At 32.8% G+C, this 18124-nt stretch carries 23 protein-coding genes; 18 read left to right on the top strand and 5 right to left on the bottom strand.

Annotated elements, in window-relative coordinates:
• Positions 1-16: 16 nt before the first annotated feature.
• Positions 17-1045, top strand: a complete 1029-nt coding sequence (locus tag NRK67_03385; protein UUV16964.1) for a hypothetical protein — start codon at positions 17-19, stop codon at positions 1043-1045.
• A 12-nt stretch (positions 1046-1057) separates the two neighbouring features.
• The gene (locus NRK67_03380; GenBank protein ID UUV16963.1) at positions 1058-1507 is read left to right on the top strand and encodes a hypothetical protein; all 450 of its coding nucleotides are present in this window, start codon (positions 1058-1060) and stop codon (positions 1505-1507) included.
• A 235-nt stretch (positions 1508-1742) separates the two neighbouring features.
• On the opposite strand, the gene NRK67_03375 is transcribed toward NRK67_03380, so the two are convergent.
• From NRK67_03375 to istA, 3 genes are all read right to left on the bottom strand, one after another.
• Complete coding sequence (locus NRK67_03375) at positions 1743-2045, bottom strand: hypothetical protein (protein UUV16962.1); 303 nt, start codon at positions 2043-2045, stop codon at positions 1743-1745.
• Between the two features lie 117 nt (positions 2046-2162).
• Positions 2163-2894: an IS21-like element helper ATPase IstB gene (gene istB, locus NRK67_03370; protein ID UUV16961.1), complete on the bottom strand. Its 732-nt coding sequence runs from the start codon at positions 2892-2894 to the stop codon at positions 2163-2165.
• Positions 2894-4261 (bottom strand): IS21 family transposase, encoded by a 1368-nt coding sequence (gene istA / locus NRK67_03365; GenBank protein ID UUV16960.1) that lies wholly within the window; start codon positions 4259-4261, stop codon positions 2894-2896. The genes istB and istA overlap by 1 nt, the downstream gene beginning before the upstream one ends.
• A 350-nt stretch (positions 4262-4611) precedes the next feature.
• Between istA and NRK67_03360 the strand changes: the two genes are divergently transcribed.
• From NRK67_03360 to NRK67_03340, 5 genes are all read left to right on the top strand, one after another.
• Positions 4612-4794 (top strand): hypothetical protein, encoded by a 183-nt coding sequence (locus NRK67_03360; protein UUV16959.1) that lies wholly within the window; start codon positions 4612-4614, stop codon positions 4792-4794.
• A 343-nt stretch (positions 4795-5137) separates the two neighbouring features.
• On the top strand, positions 5138-5392 hold the full coding sequence (locus tag NRK67_03355; protein ID UUV16958.1) for a hypothetical protein: 255 nt from the start codon (positions 5138-5140) through the stop codon (positions 5390-5392).
• A gap of 1197 nt (positions 5393-6589) precedes the next feature.
• Positions 6590-7618 carry a hypothetical protein gene (locus NRK67_03350; protein ID UUV16957.1) on the top strand — a complete coding sequence of 343 codons (1029 nt, stop codon included), beginning with the start codon at positions 6590-6592 and terminating at the stop codon, positions 7616-7618.
• Positions 7619-7798: 180 nt separating this feature from the next.
• A complete protein-coding gene (locus NRK67_03345) occupies positions 7799-8101 on the top strand; it encodes a hypothetical protein (GenBank protein UUV16956.1) in 303 nt (100 codons plus the stop codon).
• The gene (locus tag NRK67_03340; GenBank protein UUV16955.1) at positions 8094-8600 is read left to right on the top strand and encodes a hypothetical protein; all 507 of its coding nucleotides are present in this window, start codon (positions 8094-8096) and stop codon (positions 8598-8600) included. The genes NRK67_03345 and NRK67_03340 overlap by 8 nt, the downstream gene beginning before the upstream one ends.
• A gap of 59 nt (positions 8601-8659) precedes the next feature.
• Here NRK67_03340 and NRK67_03335 read toward each other — a convergent pair whose 3' ends face one another.
• Both NRK67_03335 and NRK67_03330 read right to left on the bottom strand, forming a co-directional pair.
• On the bottom strand, positions 8660-8845 hold the full coding sequence (locus tag NRK67_03335) for a hypothetical protein (protein ID UUV16954.1): 186 nt from the start codon (positions 8843-8845) through the stop codon (positions 8660-8662).
• A 187-nt stretch (positions 8846-9032) separates the two neighbouring features.
• On the bottom strand, positions 9033-9233 hold the full coding sequence (locus NRK67_03330) for a hypothetical protein (GenBank protein UUV16953.1): 201 nt from the start codon (positions 9231-9233) through the stop codon (positions 9033-9035).
• A gap of 187 nt (positions 9234-9420) precedes the next feature.
• On the opposite strand from NRK67_03330, the gene NRK67_03325 reads away from it, so the two are divergent.
• The 11 genes from NRK67_03325 to NRK67_03275 all read left to right on the top strand — a co-directional run bounded on the left by NRK67_03325 (position 9421) and on the right by NRK67_03275 (position 18115).
• The gene (locus tag NRK67_03325; GenBank protein ID UUV16952.1) at positions 9421-9876 is read left to right on the top strand and encodes a hypothetical protein; all 456 of its coding nucleotides are present in this window, start codon (positions 9421-9423) and stop codon (positions 9874-9876) included.
• On the top strand, positions 9873-11660 hold the full coding sequence (locus tag NRK67_03320; protein UUV16951.1) for a phage terminase large subunit family protein: 1788 nt from the start codon (positions 9873-9875) through the stop codon (positions 11658-11660). The genes NRK67_03325 and NRK67_03320 overlap by 4 nt, the downstream gene beginning before the upstream one ends.
• The gene (locus NRK67_03315; GenBank protein UUV16950.1) at positions 11657-11893 is read left to right on the top strand and encodes a hypothetical protein; all 237 of its coding nucleotides are present in this window, start codon (positions 11657-11659) and stop codon (positions 11891-11893) included. The genes NRK67_03320 and NRK67_03315 overlap by 4 nt, the downstream gene beginning before the upstream one ends.
• Before the next feature lie 9 nt (positions 11894-11902).
• On the top strand, positions 11903-13426 hold the full coding sequence (locus NRK67_03310) for a phage portal protein (GenBank protein UUV16949.1): 1524 nt from the start codon (positions 11903-11905) through the stop codon (positions 13424-13426).
• Positions 13413-14537, top strand: coding sequence for a Clp protease ClpP (locus tag NRK67_03305; GenBank protein ID UUV16948.1), 1125 nt, complete (start codon positions 13413-13415; stop codon positions 14535-14537). The genes NRK67_03310 and NRK67_03305 overlap by 14 nt, the downstream gene beginning before the upstream one ends.
• A gap of 16 nt (positions 14538-14553) precedes the next feature.
• Entirely contained in the window at positions 14554-14877 is a 324-nt protein-coding gene (locus NRK67_03300; protein UUV16947.1) for a hypothetical protein, read from the top strand.
• Positions 14878-14907: 30 nt separating this feature from the next.
• A complete protein-coding gene (locus NRK67_03295) occupies positions 14908-15936 on the top strand; it encodes a major capsid protein (GenBank protein ID UUV16946.1) in 1029 nt (342 codons plus the stop codon).
• A gap of 9 nt (positions 15937-15945) precedes the next feature.
• A complete protein-coding gene (locus NRK67_03290; GenBank protein ID UUV16945.1) occupies positions 15946-16257 on the top strand; it encodes a Rho termination factor N-terminal domain-containing protein in 312 nt (103 codons plus the stop codon).
• Complete coding sequence (locus NRK67_03285) at positions 16247-16576, top strand: hypothetical protein (GenBank protein ID UUV16944.1); 330 nt, start codon at positions 16247-16249, stop codon at positions 16574-16576. Before NRK67_03290 ends, NRK67_03285 begins: the two co-directional genes overlap by 11 nt.
• 72 nt (positions 16577-16648) lie before the next feature.
• On the top strand, positions 16649-17203 hold the full coding sequence (locus tag NRK67_03280) for a hypothetical protein (protein ID UUV16943.1): 555 nt from the start codon (positions 16649-16651) through the stop codon (positions 17201-17203).
• Positions 17204-17221: 18 nt separating this feature from the next.
• Positions 17222-18115: an SPFH domain-containing protein gene (locus NRK67_03275; protein UUV16942.1), complete on the top strand. Its 894-nt coding sequence runs from the start codon at positions 17222-17224 to the stop codon at positions 18113-18115.
• Positions 18116-18124: the final 9 nt, after the last annotated feature.

Below are 18124 nucleotides of genomic sequence, written 5' to 3'. Positions count from 1 at the left end.
AAATTTAGGGGGAGAGATGATATTCAAAGTTGAATTAGAGGATGATGAGTTAAATATAAAACCCAAAAAATATATGAATATAAAAACATTTGGTAAAGAAATCGGTCTGAAAGGAGATTATTCTACAAATGAGAAAGATCTTGAAAATCTTATTACTTCTATGATTGGTGAAGAAATATTTCAAGATTATTTAGTAATAGGGAACGAAAGGCCATACCAACCAGAAGCAGATATATACGCTGTTAACGAAGAAGGCGACTTGGTACTTTTCGAATTAAAAGTTCATGGTCATTATGACAGAAGCAAAGTTCTTCAAGTTATGGATTATGCTTCTAAATATTCCAGATGGGATTATGCTAAGATGAATGATTTCTTTCAAATAAGTAATAAAACTAATGAAGACCTCCATGCCAGGTTTCTTGAAAAATTTCCGGATGGAGCGAGTAAAGAAAAATTTAATAGAAAGCAAAAAATGATAATAATTTCTAATTATTCCGATAAGGATATTTCCTCTGCTATAAATTATTGGCAAGATCAAAGAATAGATATAGAGGAATATTTTTATAGATTTTATAAAGTCGGAGACGAATTTTTATTCGAAGTATCGAATGATACGTTTGCTACTCAAAATAGCCAACACTGTTGGATAAATACAAATAAAACGTATTTTCCTAAAGCTTGTAAAGAAATGATAGAAGAGAAAAAAGCGTCTGCCCATGATGATAGAAAAGAAGTAATTACAGACACTATGAAGGGTGGTTATATTTTTTTATATCACAATGGTTTTGGTATTATTGGCGCTGGAAAAGGAACTAATAAAATTGATACTTTTTATAATAAAAACCTAGATGTATTTGAGAAAAAGATAAAACTAAAAGACTTCATTCATGGTTGTGATGAAAATTATGAAGTTAAAACATATATTTCTCCATCTGAATTAAAAGAAACTTTTAAACAGAGTTTTTTCTTTGCAAATACAAAAGTAACTTTAAACGAAACAATAGCAAAAAAATTATATGAACTATGTAAAAAGAAATTTATATAAAAGGGGAGATAAATGGAAAAATATGATTTAGATTTTTTAAAAAAAGAAGAAGCTATTTTTTGTGGGAAACTAGAAGATTTTTATAAAAACAATGAAGACTTTAGTGATGAAATTACTAAGACGAAAAGTAAGGGTGTTTATGTTATTCTTTCATCAAAAAAGAATTTTGTATATCCAAATGGAAATTCACAGGTTATATATATTGGAAAATCCAATAATGCTTATAAGAGATTAGGTTCTCATCGAAGAAATTTAGAACAAATTGATTTCGATAAAATAAAAGAATATTGGGCTGATAATAAATATTTATATATGAAAAAGTTTGGAGCAAAAGTTTATTATATTTCTGCAACTGGAAATTGGAATGCACATAACTTTGAAAGTAAGGTATTAAGTGATTTTTATGATAAGTATCATGCTATTCCTGTGGGAAATGGAGCACTTTCTTACGGAAAAAGATAGGGTTCTAAAAGTCATTCACAAATATAGTAATCTAAATACTGAGATATTTGACAAGATAAATGAAATCACTCCTTTTTAGAAGACTGCACGCTTACGCATAACTAAAGTTATCCCCGTGTAACTCTGGAAACTTCTGCTTTGCATAAGAATTTTATTTGAGAAAAATATATAATTTTCTCATAAAAAATCAGACAAGTAACTAAGAACTTTTAGCTGCTTGTCTGATTTGTTTTTTCTATAGATTTTTAATACTATATTCAAAAGCACCATTTTGACTATAGTAGTTTGTGTTTTTTAAAATACCATGTATATATTCATTCTCAAAAAATGCTTCTTTGGTCACAGAATTACCTTTGTTATTTATATACTCCTTTTCATAATTCACTCTCATTTTACCTGTATATGGTATATGCTTCCCAACTTCGTAGTAAACTCCTTTTCTATATTGTAATCTCAGTTCTGAATTATCTTTTGATTGAATTATGCTGGTTCCATTTGAACTGCTGGTATAAGGCATATTATACATAAATATCCCCATTAAAACTACCCCTATAAATAATAAAATAGTTTTTTTGTAAATGTCAATCAAGAATTGACCCATGTGGCAGTTAATTTTTGACCCACCTAAGGGTAATTAAAAAGTGACCCACCCTGCCTATTTCGCAGAGACCCTGTAAGAGTCACCATTCATGTTTAAAATATGTCCTCTAAATGTTACGCGATCTATTAAAGCTGTTGTTAACATTGTATCAGGGAAGAATTCTTCCCACTCTGAAAATGCTAAATTAGTAGAAATTATAATACTTCCCCTCTCACTTCTTTCTGAAATCACTTGAAATAGGAGTTCTGATTGATGTTTGTTAAAGGAGAGGTAGGAAAGCTCATCTATTATGAGTAGATCTAATCTTGCTAATTGCCTTAAGAATCTCCCTAAATTACTATTTTCTTGCGCTTCAACTAATTTATTTGATAAGTTAGCAGCTGTAGTAAAGTACACCTTATGTCCACAGTTGCAAGCTTTAAGTCCTAGAGCTATAGAAAGATGTGTCTTTCCAGTTCCTGGGTTCCCTATCATTATTATATTTTCTTTTTTTTTGATAAACTCACAGCTGGAGAGTTCGCCTACTACTGAAGGTTTTAAATAGCTAAGACGTTTAACTTCAAACTCTTCTAGCGTTTTTTCAAAGGGAAATTTAGCTCCGCGCTTTAACCTGAAAAGTTTATTGTCTTGTCTAGTTAATACTTCCTTTTCTAATAGTGTAAGCAGAAATTCTTCATATCCTTGTTTTGAATTTATTGCTTGGCGCTGAACCTCATGATAGTCTTTGAAGCTAGATAGTTTTAAAGCTTTGGAAAAAAGTTTAATTTTTTCACTAATTACACTCATTAGATCACCTCTTGGGAAATTAAGTTATCATATTTACCTAAATTATTTCTTTGAACTTCTATTTGGTCGTTGATTTTAGGAAGACCGACTTCTTCTCTTAGATATTCTAAAAAGAGTTTTGAATCTCCTTTAGAGTGATACATTTCAAAAATTGCTTTAGGAATATTTTGTATAACTGGATCAGCATTAAATACAGCTCGCGGTTTTCTTTCTAAAGCTTTAAGATAGTGAATTAATTGATAACTATGCTTATTTTTTTTAAATATCCTCTGGTGAATTGCAACAACTTTACCTTTATGAAGAAATTGTATTTCTGAATGACCAGTTTTTAAAATCACCTCAGTTCCTACTAATTCACAGGGTAATGAATATTTATTAGTTTCAAAAGTTACAGTTGAAAACTTAGTGACTCTTTTATAGTCTCTTTTAGAAATATCTAGTGAATGGCTAGGAAGCTCTAAAAGGTTATTAGCTTCAATCTGGAATTTTTGTTTAACACTTAAGCTTTCACCGCCAACTTTATGATTTTCTAAGTAGTTATCACAAGCCTTTTTTATTTTGATATTTAACTCATTCAAACTTTTAACTCTAGGGATAGGAACCATAGTATTTCTTCTGATAAGTCCTACTAAATTTTCAACCAAACCTTTTTCATTTCCACTTCTAACATTGCAAAATTTAGGTTTAAAAGCATAATGAGCAACGAGAGTTTCATACCCTTTAGTTATTTTAGTTACATGTTTTCCATAGCCTTCTGATACAGCAACTCTGGCATTATCAAAGAGAACTTCTCTAGGAACACCACCAAAATATTCAAAAGCAGAGATGATCCCATCTAAAAAGCATTCTTCTCTTTCTGCGAAGTAGGCCTTAGTAAAGATATGAGCGCTATATGCTAACCGAGCACAAAAATATTTTATTTCCTGCTTTTCATCATTGAGAAAGATATGCGCTGAACCAAAATCAATTTGCATAGCTTCCGCAGGATTAAAGGTAAGTGGTAGAAAAACCTCTTTTGTTTTACCTTTTAATTCTCTAAATGCAACCTTAACAGAAGAATATGAACCAAGAAACCCAGCCTCTTCTTTGAGTCTAACCCAAACCCTATTAGCAGTGTGCCTCTGTTTTGAATGAGTATGCTCGTTATCTTCAAGAATACAAGCTTGAATAAAGTCTAAGACTTCTCTAGTCATAACTTGTTTTCTTCTAGAAGAAAACTTTTTTTCTCCAGGAATTGTATCTCCATTAATATACTTTCTAACAGTGTTTCTAGAAATATGAAGATCTCTAGAAATTTTTCTAATAGAAACCCCTTCAACTAGATGAAGTCGTCTAATTTTTTTATATGTATCCATATGAATTGCCACCTCAAACCTCCTGTACATCTCTTTAAAAAGATTGTACAGAGTAATATTAGGGTGGGTCAATAATTAGCTGCCTTTTTTATCTCAAAAGGGTCAATTTTATATTACCCTTTACATTTTTTTCATCTAACCCCTCCCTTAGTAACGTTTTCTGTAAAATGATTATATGATTTGTTTGTGAAAACAAAGTGAAGAAAAAAAATTTTAAAATGAAAATCGTTGAAATGTTTGGAGTAAGCAGCCCATATTTAACAATGATTAAAACATTTTAAAAAAAAATACTTTTATTTTTTTGTGTTCCCCTATATAATGAAACTTGACCAAAGAATTTTATTTTTTTTTAGGAGGAGCCTATGAATAGAAAACAGAGAGCCGATTTGAGAAAAGTTGAAGCAATTTTGACCCAATTATCTACTGATAATTTTGATGGGGAATTAGTTTTAGGGGTAGAAAATGGAAGAATATTATTCTGTGAAAAAGTTTCTAAAAAAACTTATATTGACAATCGACCTAATAATGTTATACATTCTAAATAACAGAAACATTACAAATGAATATTTACTAATCATGGTATATCGATGTGACAATTCCATCGTGTTTGATTAGAGGCTGAGTATATTTTTAAGGGGTGTGACCTTACCATCCTTATAGAATTCAGAACAATTGGGAGAAGATCTTCAGGAATTATTTTATAAATAATTTGTCTGCGTGAAACTCCAGCCATATGTCATCGGATAAATACCGAGGCAGTGCATAGACTAGCATAAGTCTATACACTGCCTCTTTTTTTTGTTTTTTTAATAAGGGAAATAGTTAATTTAACGGGAAACTATTCAACGTTGAGAAGGTGGGAACTCAATCACCCATTAGGGGGTACTTATGAATTGGAAAGAGCAAAGAGAACTAAGACAGACTCAAATGAAAGCCCTGGAAGATGAGAGAAAGGATCTTGCCAAGATAGGCTGGTCAGCTATGAACAAAACAGAGAGAGAGCAGCTAAGAAAGCTTATAAACTTCAATTGGGATAAGATGCCAGGCTATGCCAAAGCTAAAATATCAAAAGAAGACTATATCCGGTATGAAACTCAGGAACACTGCATAAAATTTGCTGAGAAAATAAAAAAGACCCAATAAAATGAGTCTTTAAAAAAAGTCGAAAAGCCCGTTGAGGTGGGGTTTCTCTAAGTGGATTCTATTCTAGCCTGACTAGAGTTAGGGCCGCATAATTAAGATAAAGAGAGTCACAATAACGTATGCTTCGAATCCACTTACCAGTATTTTAATATTAAGTACATAAAAAAACAATATAACCTAAATAAGTTAAATAATCTAAATAAACTAAATTTTATTTTGTGTAAAAAAAGCAAAAAGATTAGAGAGAGAAAATAAAAGTATTTTAAATGGAAGAAGACCCCTTCAAAAGAAGGGATCTCATATGAAAAAATCGAAAGATCGCTGAAAAATCTTTCTAGATGGATTCTCGAAATGGTTCTTAGACTTTAACAACAATTTAAAAGGTTTAAAAATAATAATTTGTCAAATCCATCTTAGAGTTATTATATATAATTTTTTTTTACCAAACAAGTTTAACTAAATAAACAAAATAAATTAAATAAACTAAAAAGTAAATTCTTTTATTTTAGATCCAATTAAAAAGAACCGCTTAAAAAAGCGGCTCTTTTTAGGGAATTTAAATAAAATTAACTTTTGGGGTATTAATTTTATTCTGGTGGGATTGTATATAAAATCGTTGTATTTTTTTAGGGCTTAAAATCTTTGATTGTAGTAATTTCTCAAAATCTCTTTCCCACCATGGATAGAGTATATAACAGGATATCTTTGAAAACAAGTTTACCAAAATAAATAAAATTAACTAAATAAACTAAATAAAATTTGAATAAAGATACTCTGTATATTTTTAAAGATATTGCAATAAAGTGGACCTCCTAAAACAAATCACTGTTGCAATATCTCTATGAATATATAAAAAGAAAGCCCCTAAAAGTTAATTTAAGAGCCTTCTTACAAAATGGTTATAATAAATCTCCTGGGTGGGAGTAGTATTGAAATCAATACTAAAACATTCATTACACTTGTATTTTATAAATATATCAATAAATAGTCAACTTAAACATTAATAAATTTTAATAAAACTTTTTAATTAAATTTAAAAGAAGGAAGATCTAGGAATATAAAAAGGAGCTCCAAAAGAACTCCAAGAACATGAAATACCTGGGGAGAGTTAATGTCTAAAAAAACTCTTCTCATTTCACCACAAAGTCATTGTACAAAAAATCGATACAATTGTCAATTATTTTTGAAGGAGGGGATATGATTAATCTAAACAGAGACAAATTAGAGAGAATTGGAATAGATAAACTGGTCCTCTCCGGAATAAAAGTAGAAACAGATCAGAAATCATTATTCACTGAAGGTCAGGGATGGATAGAGGAAAAGTTTGAGATCAAAGAGGAGCTCTTCAGTATAGAGAAAACTATCAAGCTCTATGAAAGCGGAGAAGTAAGGGAAGTCACATATCTTAGGTTTAATCCTAATAGGATCTTACATGGACACAATATATACAATGCCAGAAATTTTGAATTGAAAGAATCGATCAATAGATTAATGAGTTTATTAAACAGTAAAAATATATCTATAGATCTATCACAAGCAAAGATAAGTGAGATAGAGATAAATATAAACCTAGATATAATCTTTGAAGAATATAAAGAGGTATTTACCCTTTTATTCCTTAAGCTGCCTAAACTGAGAAAGATAGGTAATATCAATTTAAATGAGTCATATAAAAAACTATTTTCAGATTCCACACTAGATGGCGGTTGGAAAAATCACAAGGTAAGAGTCTATGACAAGAAAAGGGAAGTAGATGATGATAATCTTTTAGATTTTGAACTAACCAGACTGGAATGGTGGTTATCCAGTGCAACATATAAATACTATGCCACTGAAAGATTTAATATCGATAATACGCTAGAAGCACTATTAGAAGATCAAAATATCCTGAATAGAATATTTATAGAATTATGCCGGGAGAAACTATTTAAAGAAGCATATAGATATTTAGAAAAAGAATTAGTACCAAACTTAGAGTTAAGCTACCTGGAACTAAAAAAACAAAATAAATTAGCCAGATCCAAAGGCAGATATTCCAAAAGAAGTGTATACAAATACCTGGAAGATAACTCCTGGATATTTGATCGCTCCAATCTAGAAAATATTATTAATATACACAATAAAAAGAATCGTGGAAGGGAAATAAAGAGGATAAGAGACAAATACTCTCACTTAAATAACAAGGATAAATTAAGTTATTTAGTGGGAAAAATTTTTCCTCACTAATCCCAGATAGTGAGGAAAAAATAAAAGTGCTAATTTCTTCTCTAGCCTTTATAAAACAATTGATTGAAAAGAAATGACAAAAATTAATTGTGACACAGTTTCCCTATATAATGAGGCAGAAAATTTAAAGTGATTTATGACATTATTATGACATAAAAATAAAGTTTGGAGGTGAGAGTCATGATGCTAAAAATGAATCAAAAAGATTTTACTGAGATGATAGAAAGTGCAGAGAAGTTTAAGATCTCATTTTTTCAAACAGATAGATCATCAGAAACCATAAATATCTTTGCAAACAGTTATTTATATTTTTTTAATAATCCCAGCTTTGATGTGGTCAGTAATAAAGATCCGACTAAGCTCAGGGAAGCTATCATAAAGAAGATCAATACAGAAGCAACAATGGGCAAGCTACTTATAGATCTCATAGAGAAGACCCATGGAGTAGACCTAAGTGATCTAAGGTTGATTCCCGATGAGTAGATACAAAAAAATCAGTACTGATAAAAAAAATGAGATGAAAAAAGCATATGAATCCGGAATGGATCTACTGGATATATCCATTGAGTATGTTGTCAACTATGGAACCCTCAGAAACATTTCCAGTAAAGAAAGCTGGAGTAAAGGGAAGACCAGAGCAATATTACAGCAGGCATTTATTGAAGATGATATCGAGAAAAGAGTTGAGTTAAGAGATAAAGTCATTACTGATTACAGGACTCTCCATCAGTCTAACCTATCCTATCTCATGGAGTTAAACAATAGTGGAACGAAGCCAAAGGTAAAAGCTCATGAAGAAGCCTTAAAGAATAGGATAGCAGCCACTACAGAACTGTATAAGCTGGGTAAGGAGCTGTTCAGCCTTCAGACATCTACAGAACAGATAGACTATAAGTTAAAGCAGATTAAGTATGAGGAATCAAAGAAAGTTATTAAAAAAGAAAAAGGTGTGATGTTTATGGATGAAGAAGAGGATGGATAAGAGAACTCTCAGGAATAATAAAAGGAGCTATAAAATAGCCCCCAATTATTATTTTTAAATTATATGTTGCAGCAATTAGAAATAGAAGCATTTATAAACCCTTTAGATTTAGCGTGTATTAATGCAACCTCTCTGTTTCTATAGATTCCTAAATAGGCATTATTTCCAGCTGGGATATGATTACATCCAAATTGATGAATTTCATTGGTTTTAATATCGATATAAAAATCAACATAAATTATCATTGCTGTCACCTCCTTTATCTCCATACAGTATAACATAATAATTCAAGGATACAAACGGGTGATTACGTTTCCTGTTTGAAAAAATTAAATGTTTATAAAGCTAAAAGAATATGAATGATGTTAGCAGTGATTATAGCCGGAAAGAAAATAGATCGATAAATGAAAAAGAGTAAATAATAAAAATTATTTACCCTTTCTCCTCAACTGAACAACAAGATGAACAACAGTACCAACAACCATCAGCATTACAATATCCTTCATCTTTGGCATCTCTCAATGCTTCTTCATCATCCATATAGATCCCCAGCATAACCATATCAGCTAATGATATATGCGGACACACAGATTTATGAATAGTATGAGTTGCATTGTCAATAAAATAAGTCACAATAACTCCCTCCCAGTGATTAAAAAAAACTTTAACCATTTTAATCTTAACATATAAAAAAGCAAAGTCAACTTAAAAAAAAAAGGTACTGTGAGAGCTCTAGGAAAAAGCTTTGCGGGGAAATTTTGCGGAACTTTGGCCGTAACAAAATTTTTATTCGGGACTTCCAAAAATTTTAGGAGGATATATGGGTCAAACAATTTTAATAAAAGAAAAACAACTGGCTAAACAGTTTTTAATCACTGAAAGGCAGGTAAGAAATTTATTTAAAGATTTCAAATATGCTCCCGGGGAATATCTCTACGGGAAGTGTGTTAAGGAATATATAAAACAGATCAAAAGTAAAAACGGAGACCATAACCTTGAAGATCAGAAATTAAAAAAAGCAAAAAGAGAAACACAAGAGTTTAATTTAAAGATTTTAAAAGATGAATATTACCCTGATCATGTGGTCAGAGGGATCTTGTCTGATATGCTCATAAAGTTTAAATCACAGTTACTCAGTACCAGCAGAAAAATAACCATTGAGATAGAGCAAAATGAAAAACCGGATATAAAAACAATTGTAGAAAAACATGTATTAAAAGCTTTGGAGGAGTTGGAAAAGTATGATCCTCCAAGTAATAAAGGTGATAAACGATGAGTAGAAGAAAAAAAGTAAGAAATTTATTCAAAGAATGCCTGGAGTTATTAAAACCTCCAATTAATTTAAGTATCAGTGAATGGGCAGATGCAAACAGGATCTTATCTTCAGAGGGCTCCAAAGAGATCGGAGCCTGGGAGACAAAGAGAACTCCATACATGATAGAGATCTATGAAAGACTAGAATCTGGAGAGGTTAGAGAAGTAATTCTTATGATGGCTTCACAGCTGGCCAAATCAGAGTTTATAAATAATATCTTTGGTAAATATGCTCACCTGGATCCCTGTCCCATGCTCTTAGTGCAGCCGACAGATACCATGGCAATAGCCTATTCCAAGGAGCGGATAGCTCCAATGATAAGAGATACCTATGTACTAAAAGCCAGGATAAAGGATGCAAACTCCAAGAACTCAGGGAATACAGTTACCCATAAGATGTTCCCGGGAGGGTATCTTGCCTTTATAGGATCTAACTCACCAAGTAAGTTAGCAGCCAGACCCATCAGAATAATTTTCTTTGATGAGGTAGACAGGTATCCCGAGTCTTCAGGAAGGGAAGGAGATGTTATATCCCTTGGGAGAAAGAGATTAACTACCTATGGGGATGAAAGTAAATGTATTATTACCGGGACACCTACTGTAAAAAATAGAAGTGCTATAGAAAAAGAGTTTGCCAACGGCTCACAAGCAGTATGGAAGCTCCCTTGTCCCCATTGTGGTGAATACCAGGTATTAGATTTTAAAAACCTAAAGTGGATAGATAACGACCACGAAACAGTGGAGATGGTTTGTAATGAATGTGGAGCCTTATCCCATGAGAAAGAATGGAAAAAAGGAAACCAGTCTAAAGGGAAATGGGTACATAAATTCCCTGAAAGAAAAAAGAAGTTAAGTTATCACCTGAGTGCTTTAGCTAGTCCATGGAGAACCTGGGAATCAATAGTTGAGGAATGGATAGAATCCCAGGGGGATATGGAGAAGATAAAGACATTTAAAAATACTGTATTAGCCGAAACTTGGGAAGAAGAAAACATCAAGACAATCGACTATATGGCTCTATTCAAAAGAAGAGAAACCTATGAGGCTGAAGTACCTGAAGGTGTCCTGCTCCTAACTGCAGGAGTAGATGTCCAGCATAACAGAATTGAACTAGAAGTCAAAGGCTGGGGATTAGGCCGGGAAAGCTGGGGGATTACATACCAGGTATTTTATGGAAATCCATCCAAAGAGGAGGTCTGGAACGAACTCTATGAGTTTTTAAAATCTGATTTTTATTTCAAAGATGGAACTCCATTAAAGATCTTTGCAACTTGTATAGATACTGGTTACAACACACAAAACGTATATAACTTTGTCTCTGATAAAGAAGATGAAAGGATCTTTGGAATTAAGGGGCAGGGTGGAATAGTTCCAATAAATAACGGATTTAGGAAAACTAAAAATAATGAAATAAACCTCTATTCAGTAGGAGTCAATGCATTAAAAGATTCAACTATGAGTAAATTGAGGATTAAAAAACCTGGACCAGGGTTCTGTCATTTTCCTAAAAGGCCAACTAGTAACTATACTGAAGAATATTTTTTAAGTTTAACTGCTGAGGTTCGAGATCCTAAGAGTAACAAGTGGATAAAAATTAGAGAAAGGAATGAAGCACTAGATTTACATAATTATTCTGAAGCAGCACTTGAAATATATGATTACGACATGAAAATTTTAGCAGCCTTATCCAAAGAAGAATTGAGTCTATTATCTAAAGTTGGATATCTAGAAAGGGAGGAAGAATGAGTATTACAGGAATAACCCTGAAAATGTGCCAGGAGAAATTAAAGATGTATTTAAAAGCTGAAGAAAAAGTCTTATTAGGTCAGGCATATAACATCGATGGAAAAGAAGTTACCAGGGCAGACCTGGGAATGATTCAGAGGGGAATTAAACTCTATGAAGAAAGGTGCAGAGAATACGGGGATCCCGATAATGTGGGAATGACAATCGAGAATTTAATACCAGGAAGACATTAGGAGGGCTAAATGGAACTATCATTAAAAAAATATTTCCCTGGATTAGCAGCCAGGAGGATAAGAGCAGAGACAAAGCTTTATCATGCTGAAAAAACCTATGAAAAAGTAGTTCAATTTCATAATCATGGAGCAGGAACTCAAAATGCTATGGATTATGATGACGAGATTAATAGTGCTGATGTGGATATAGGAGAATCAAAAGATATCTTAGTGGCCAGATCCAGAGATGAATTTATGGGAAATGCCATAGCTAACGGAGCTGTCAAAAGGATCAGATCCAATGTTATAGGAACTGGGATAAAACTAAAAGCATCTATAGACAACAATATCCTAAACCTGGAACAAGAGAAAAAAGAGGAGATAGAAAAAAATATAGAGAACCTATGGAGAATGTGGGCAGGATCTACTGAATGTGATTGGGGAAGGCAGTCTAAATTAAGTCATATTCAATCACTGGCTATCCTAACATCTCTAATCGATGGGGAGTGTTTTGCAGCTCTCTCATTTAAACTTCATCCGGGAGAGCTATTTGGATTAAAAATAAGACTGTTAGATCCGGCCAGTTGTATTAATCCTTCAGATACTGGAGATAAAGATATTAAAAACGGTGTAGAAAAGGATAAAAATGGAATAATAACTGCTTATCACTTTAAAAAGAACAAAGAAGGATCTGAAACTACTAAGATCCAGGTTCATGGAAGTAAAACAGGCAGAAAAAATTTATTGGTTCTCATGGATAAAGAAAGGATAGGACAGAGAAGGGGAGTCCCATTGATAGCACCGGTTCTTGAGATCCTCCATCAAATGAGAAAATTTACCCATGCAGAACTTATGGCAGCTACCATAAACTCATATTTTACAGCCTTTTTAGAAAACGAAACACAGAAAACTAAATCTCAAAGTCCATTTAAACCTAAAAACGGAAAAGATTTTAAACTTAAAAGCGGAACTTTCAATCATTTGGCTCCTGGTCAAAAAATAGTATTTCCAGATTCTAACAGACCTAATTCAGGGTTCACTAAATTTATGGATACTATGTGTGTTCATTTAGGGGCTGCTTTAGAACTATCCCCTGAACAATTACTTCTTAAATTCTCCAACAACTATTCAGCTTCAAAAGGGGCCTTATTAGAGTCCTGGAAGATGTTGAAAACCAGGAGACAATGGTTTACAGATGATTTTATGCAGCCTATCTATGAGGAATTTTTAGATTATTGTGTAGCTATGGACTATATCGATCTACCTGGATATGAAGATCCCTTTAAAAGAAAAGCATACCAGAAGACCCAATGGTTCGGGCAGGCTCCTGGATCACTAGATCCTCTAAGAGAAGCTAAAGCTGCAGAGCTTAGAATTAAATATAACCTAACGACAGGTGCCAGAGAAAGTATGGAGATCAACGGCAGTGATATTGATGACAATATCGAGCAGCGGGGCCGAGAGGTAAAGAAGATGAAAAAATATGGATTGATAAATAAGGGAAATTCAAAAAAAGAAAAAACTAAAGAAGGTGAGGAAGATGAGCTTACTTAATGCAGTAATGATAAGCAAAAAGAAAGCAGAAATAAGGATCTATGGTGTCATAGGTGAGGGCTGGTTTGCCGATGCTACTCCAAAGAACGTCAATGAAGAATTAGATGCATTAGGAGAGATCAGTGAGATAGATGTCAGGATTAATTCCCGAGGTGGAGGAGTCTTTGCAGGATGTGCTATATATAACAGTTTAAAGAGACACCCGGCTAAAGTAAATATATTTATCGATGGGATCTGTGCCTCTATTGCCACTGTAGTAGCCATGGCAGGTGACACCATACATATGAGTAAGGTATCTATGATGATGATCCACAACCCGTATTATGGGATGACAAGGGGGGAAGCCAGTGAGTTAAGAAAACAAGCTGATGATTTAGACCAGTTTAGAGAAGTCTCCATAGAAGCTTATCTAAGCAAAGTTAACATAACTCGTGATGATCTTATAGAGAAGATGGATGCAACTACCTGGATGACTGCTAAGACAGCTTTAGCCCATGGTTTTGTAACTAACATAGAGAGTGAAAGCAAAGCTCAAATGAGTTTACAAAATAATATGCTTATGTGTGGTACTGAAGAAATTTTAAATGTATCGGAATTTAAAAATTTAGATGAATTTTTAGAAAAAGAAAATATCAAAAATAGTATGCAAAAACAAGTTGAACCAAAAAATAAAAATTTAAAAAATACCGAAGGAGTTGAAAAGATGGATTTAAATCAATTAAAAAATGAATACCCGGATCTATGCGAACAGTTAGTTCAGGCAGGGGTTAACCAGGAAAGAGAAAGAATTCAAACCTTAGAAACATTAGAGCAAAGAGCAGGAAGATCATTGGAGTGTATCCAAAAAGCTAAATTTGAAGCTCCAATAAAAGCCGCTAACCAGCAGTTAATGGTCGATATCCTTCAAGAGATGGCAACTCAATCTAAAAAAGGTGAAATTCAACCTAAAGTTGAGAATAAAATGGATATTTTACTAAATAAAATCGATGATGCAAAAGCCGGAGGAGTCCAGGAACACATTTTAGATGGAATGACTTCGGAAGAAATTAAAGAAAAACAGGAAAAGGATGAAATTGATGAAATCGTAGCGTTAGCAAATGGAGAGGAATAAGGAGAGTGATTTTTAAATGGTTAAAGAAGTAATAAAACCTGAGAACCTGAAAGCTGGAGGAGTGGTTCCCTATCTGGTTGAACCTATGGGATTTGTAGCAGGAACCTATACCAGAGGGATGCTCTTAGAGTTAGATCCTGCCACTTTAAAACTGTCCAAGTGTACAGATGAAACTAAGTTCTTTGGAGTATTAAGTGAGGATGTAATAGTAACAACAACTGAAACAGCAATGGTTTACGTTAGTGGAATGTTCTATAAAAATGGAGTTATCAAAGAAGATGCTATAGATATAGAAAAAATAAGAATAAATGGTATTCCTAAAAATATCTATATGAGATAAAAATCTAAATAACAAAAGGAGTGATTAATAATGCCAGGACCATATGAGGCAAGAAAGATAACTGATGCAATAAAAAGAGTAAAAAGACCAGTCAATTTCCTTTGGAATATCATGATTGGTAAAGAGATAGAGGAAGTAGTCCAGGAAATTGAGATACATTCTAAAGATAATGGAAGGGTAAGAGCAGCATTTGTAGGGCCTATGTCTAATGGAATCCTTATTGAGAGAGAGGGGTTCGAGGTTGCAAGATATAAACCTCCATTTATATCTTTAAAAATACCTGCAACTGCTGAATCAGCATATCAACAGCAATTTGGTGAAGGGATCTATATGACAGGAAAAAAGGATCTGAATAAGATCTTAAAAAAACAGGTAGCAGAAGATTTAAAGACATTAAAAACAATAGCTCACAGGACTAAGATCTGGGCATTATCTCAATTAGTAATGAGTGGTGTTTTCCCTATGGGAAATGGAAAAGAAGGGATTAGATATGGAGATTTCACTTTAAAAGTTTTAACAGGATCAGATAAATTTGATGCAGAAGGTTCAGATATCATTGGGTGGTTAAGTGAGCAAAAATTAGAAGTCCAAAAGAATACTGGGAATGTTGTGGATACAGTGGTAGTTACTCCAGATGTAGCTAGATCAATTATCAACAACAAAACTCTTATGGAGAAAATAAAGATCTTAAATGACACTCTTATCAATCTTAAACCAAAGGAAAAAGAACCTGGAGTTTCATACATTGGTTATATCCCAGAGATAGACACCAAGATTTATTCATATATGGATTGGGTAAAGGAGTATGGAAAACCAACTGAGGAACCTATCCTGCCTGATGGAACACTCTTATACTTCAAAGCTAAAAGTTTTAGAGTAAATTACGGAAGTTTCCCATTCAGAGAAAAGATTACAGATAGAGCAAAAATATTTGTTGGAAAAGAAGCGGTAAAAACTGTTCCATCATCTGAAGGTAATACAGACCTATTAGAAATCAGATCTTCACCATTAATCATACCGGAAGATGCTCAAGGCTGGATTGCAGCTAAAGTAATATAGGGGGTAACCATGAAAAAATGTAAAGTTAAATTAACTGCTATTGAATATAAGGGAAAAATATATAAACCAGGGAAAATAATAGAGTTAGATGATAAAGATGCAGCAGATCTTATTAAGTCTGATTTTGTAACTGAAATAAAATCTCGTTTCCAGGAAGATAAAACTCCTGAAGAGTCACCCCGGGAAAAAAGAATAAAGGAATTGGATGACTTAACCATCCCTGAATTAAAAGAGATGGCAGTTGAGATGGAACTTCAGCTAGAGGTAACTAGAAAAGCTGAGATCATAGAAGCAATTATGGAAGCTGAAGATGAACTTTAAAGACCTGATGGATGAGGATCTAGATCTTCTATTTGACCCGGATGAAATAGGAGAAAAGGTTACCTTTGAAGGAAATGAGATTATAGCTGTAAAATCATCTGAAGAATTCAATAAAAAGTATGAAGGAAAGAATAATGATAGATACAGTGAAGCAGGTATCTATCATGGAGGGATTACTCTTTCAATGAAAAAGGAAGATTTCCCAAATGATGTTTATATAAACAGTACGGTAAATCTTGACGATGAATCATATGAAGTCATAGACATTGAAGACAAAGGAAATACCTTTAGGATATCTCTTATTACTAATTATAAATAATCAATTTCGTAACTCCTGAAATTAGTTTTATTTTTTAATTTCGAAAGTTACGAAATACAAGAGGTGAAACCTATGATTGAATTCGAGAGCGAAGCATTAGAGAAAATTATAGAAGAATTAGAAGGTATCACAGATGGTGTTGAAGAAGTGGTTTCTAAAGCATCAAATCAAACTGCTAAAAGAGCGAAAAGGTACATAGTAGATAGGATTATAGAAGATTTCTATATCAATAAAGACAAAGTTAACCCAGGAATCTCCATGAAGAAGGCTACTTTGCAAAAGACAACAGCTGAGTTAACAAATAATAGAAAGAAAGATCATTACGGCTTACAAAACTTTAGGGTAGATGTCCCGGATGATGGACCAATTAAAATAGGATTGAGAAGAAGCGGGGGACTGATAGATCTAAAAAGAGCATTTCTTCAGTCTCCTAGGAATCAGCCGGGAAATATAATGGTATTCAGGCGTTTGTTTAAAGAATCAAAATTTAGAAAGGCTATTGAAAGACAGTATGGATACAGTGTTGGCGGAATGATAGAACATAACCCGGATCTTATAGAAAGATTTATCAATGAAGACTTAGAGAATGAATTTGAAATTAAATTAAATGATTTCTTTGAAGAATAAAAAATTAGGAGGACAAAAATGATAGTTGATGGAAAAAAGTTTAGCGCAGTAGTAGTGATAGTAATTATGGCCATATTAATGACGTTTAAATCATGTCACAGAATATCTGCAGGTTATGTAGGGATTGTTTATAGCCCTAATGGAGGAGTCCAGGAAAAGGTATTAACACAAGGATACAACTTTATCAATCCATTTAAAAATGTAACTGAATATACCATAGGAACAGAACAGGCATATTTATCTGCCGATGAAAGGGAAGGATCTGAAGATAATGATTCATTTATGGTCCCTACCTCAGATGGAAAGATGGTTAATGTAGATTTAGAGTATTCATATAGATATGATGAAAATAAGGTGGCTAAGATCTTTACAAGGTTTAAAGGTAAAAGCGGTGACGTTATTCAAAATACATATACCAGAGTAAAGATAAAAGCATATGTTTCTGAAGTAACTTCTAAATTTAGTGTCCTTGATATTTATGGCTCTAAACGGGCAGAGTTAAATTTAGAGACTTATCAACATATTAAAGATAAGTTTGCTAAAGACGGAATAATCATTGAATCTGTAAATTTTTCAAGAATAGGATTAGATCCTGATACAGCAACAGTTATACAGCAAAGAGTAAATACCCAACAAGAATTAGAGAGACAAAAAATAGAGAAACAAAAAGCTCAAATTGAAGCTGAAAGAAATGCTATCCAGGAAGAAGGAAAAGCTAAAGTTAAATTAATTCAAGCAACAGCTGAAGCAGAAAAAATTTTAACTGTAGCTAAAGCCCAGGCTAAAGCTAACGATCTTAAGAAAAAATCTTTATCTAGTGAATTAATTAAATATGAACAAACATTAAGGTGGGATGGTCAGCTGCCTAAAGTGACTTCTGGAGGTACTCCATTAATAGATATTAGAAACTAAGGAGGCATT

It is taken from the genome of Fusobacteria bacterium ZRK30, assembly GCA_024628785.1.
In the GTDB taxonomy this organism is placed as follows: Bacteria; Fusobacteriota; Fusobacteriia; order Fusobacteriales; family Fusobacteriaceae; genus Psychrilyobacter.
Note: the sequence above shows the minus strand (reverse complement) of the source record. Positions and strands in the feature narration are given on the sequence as shown.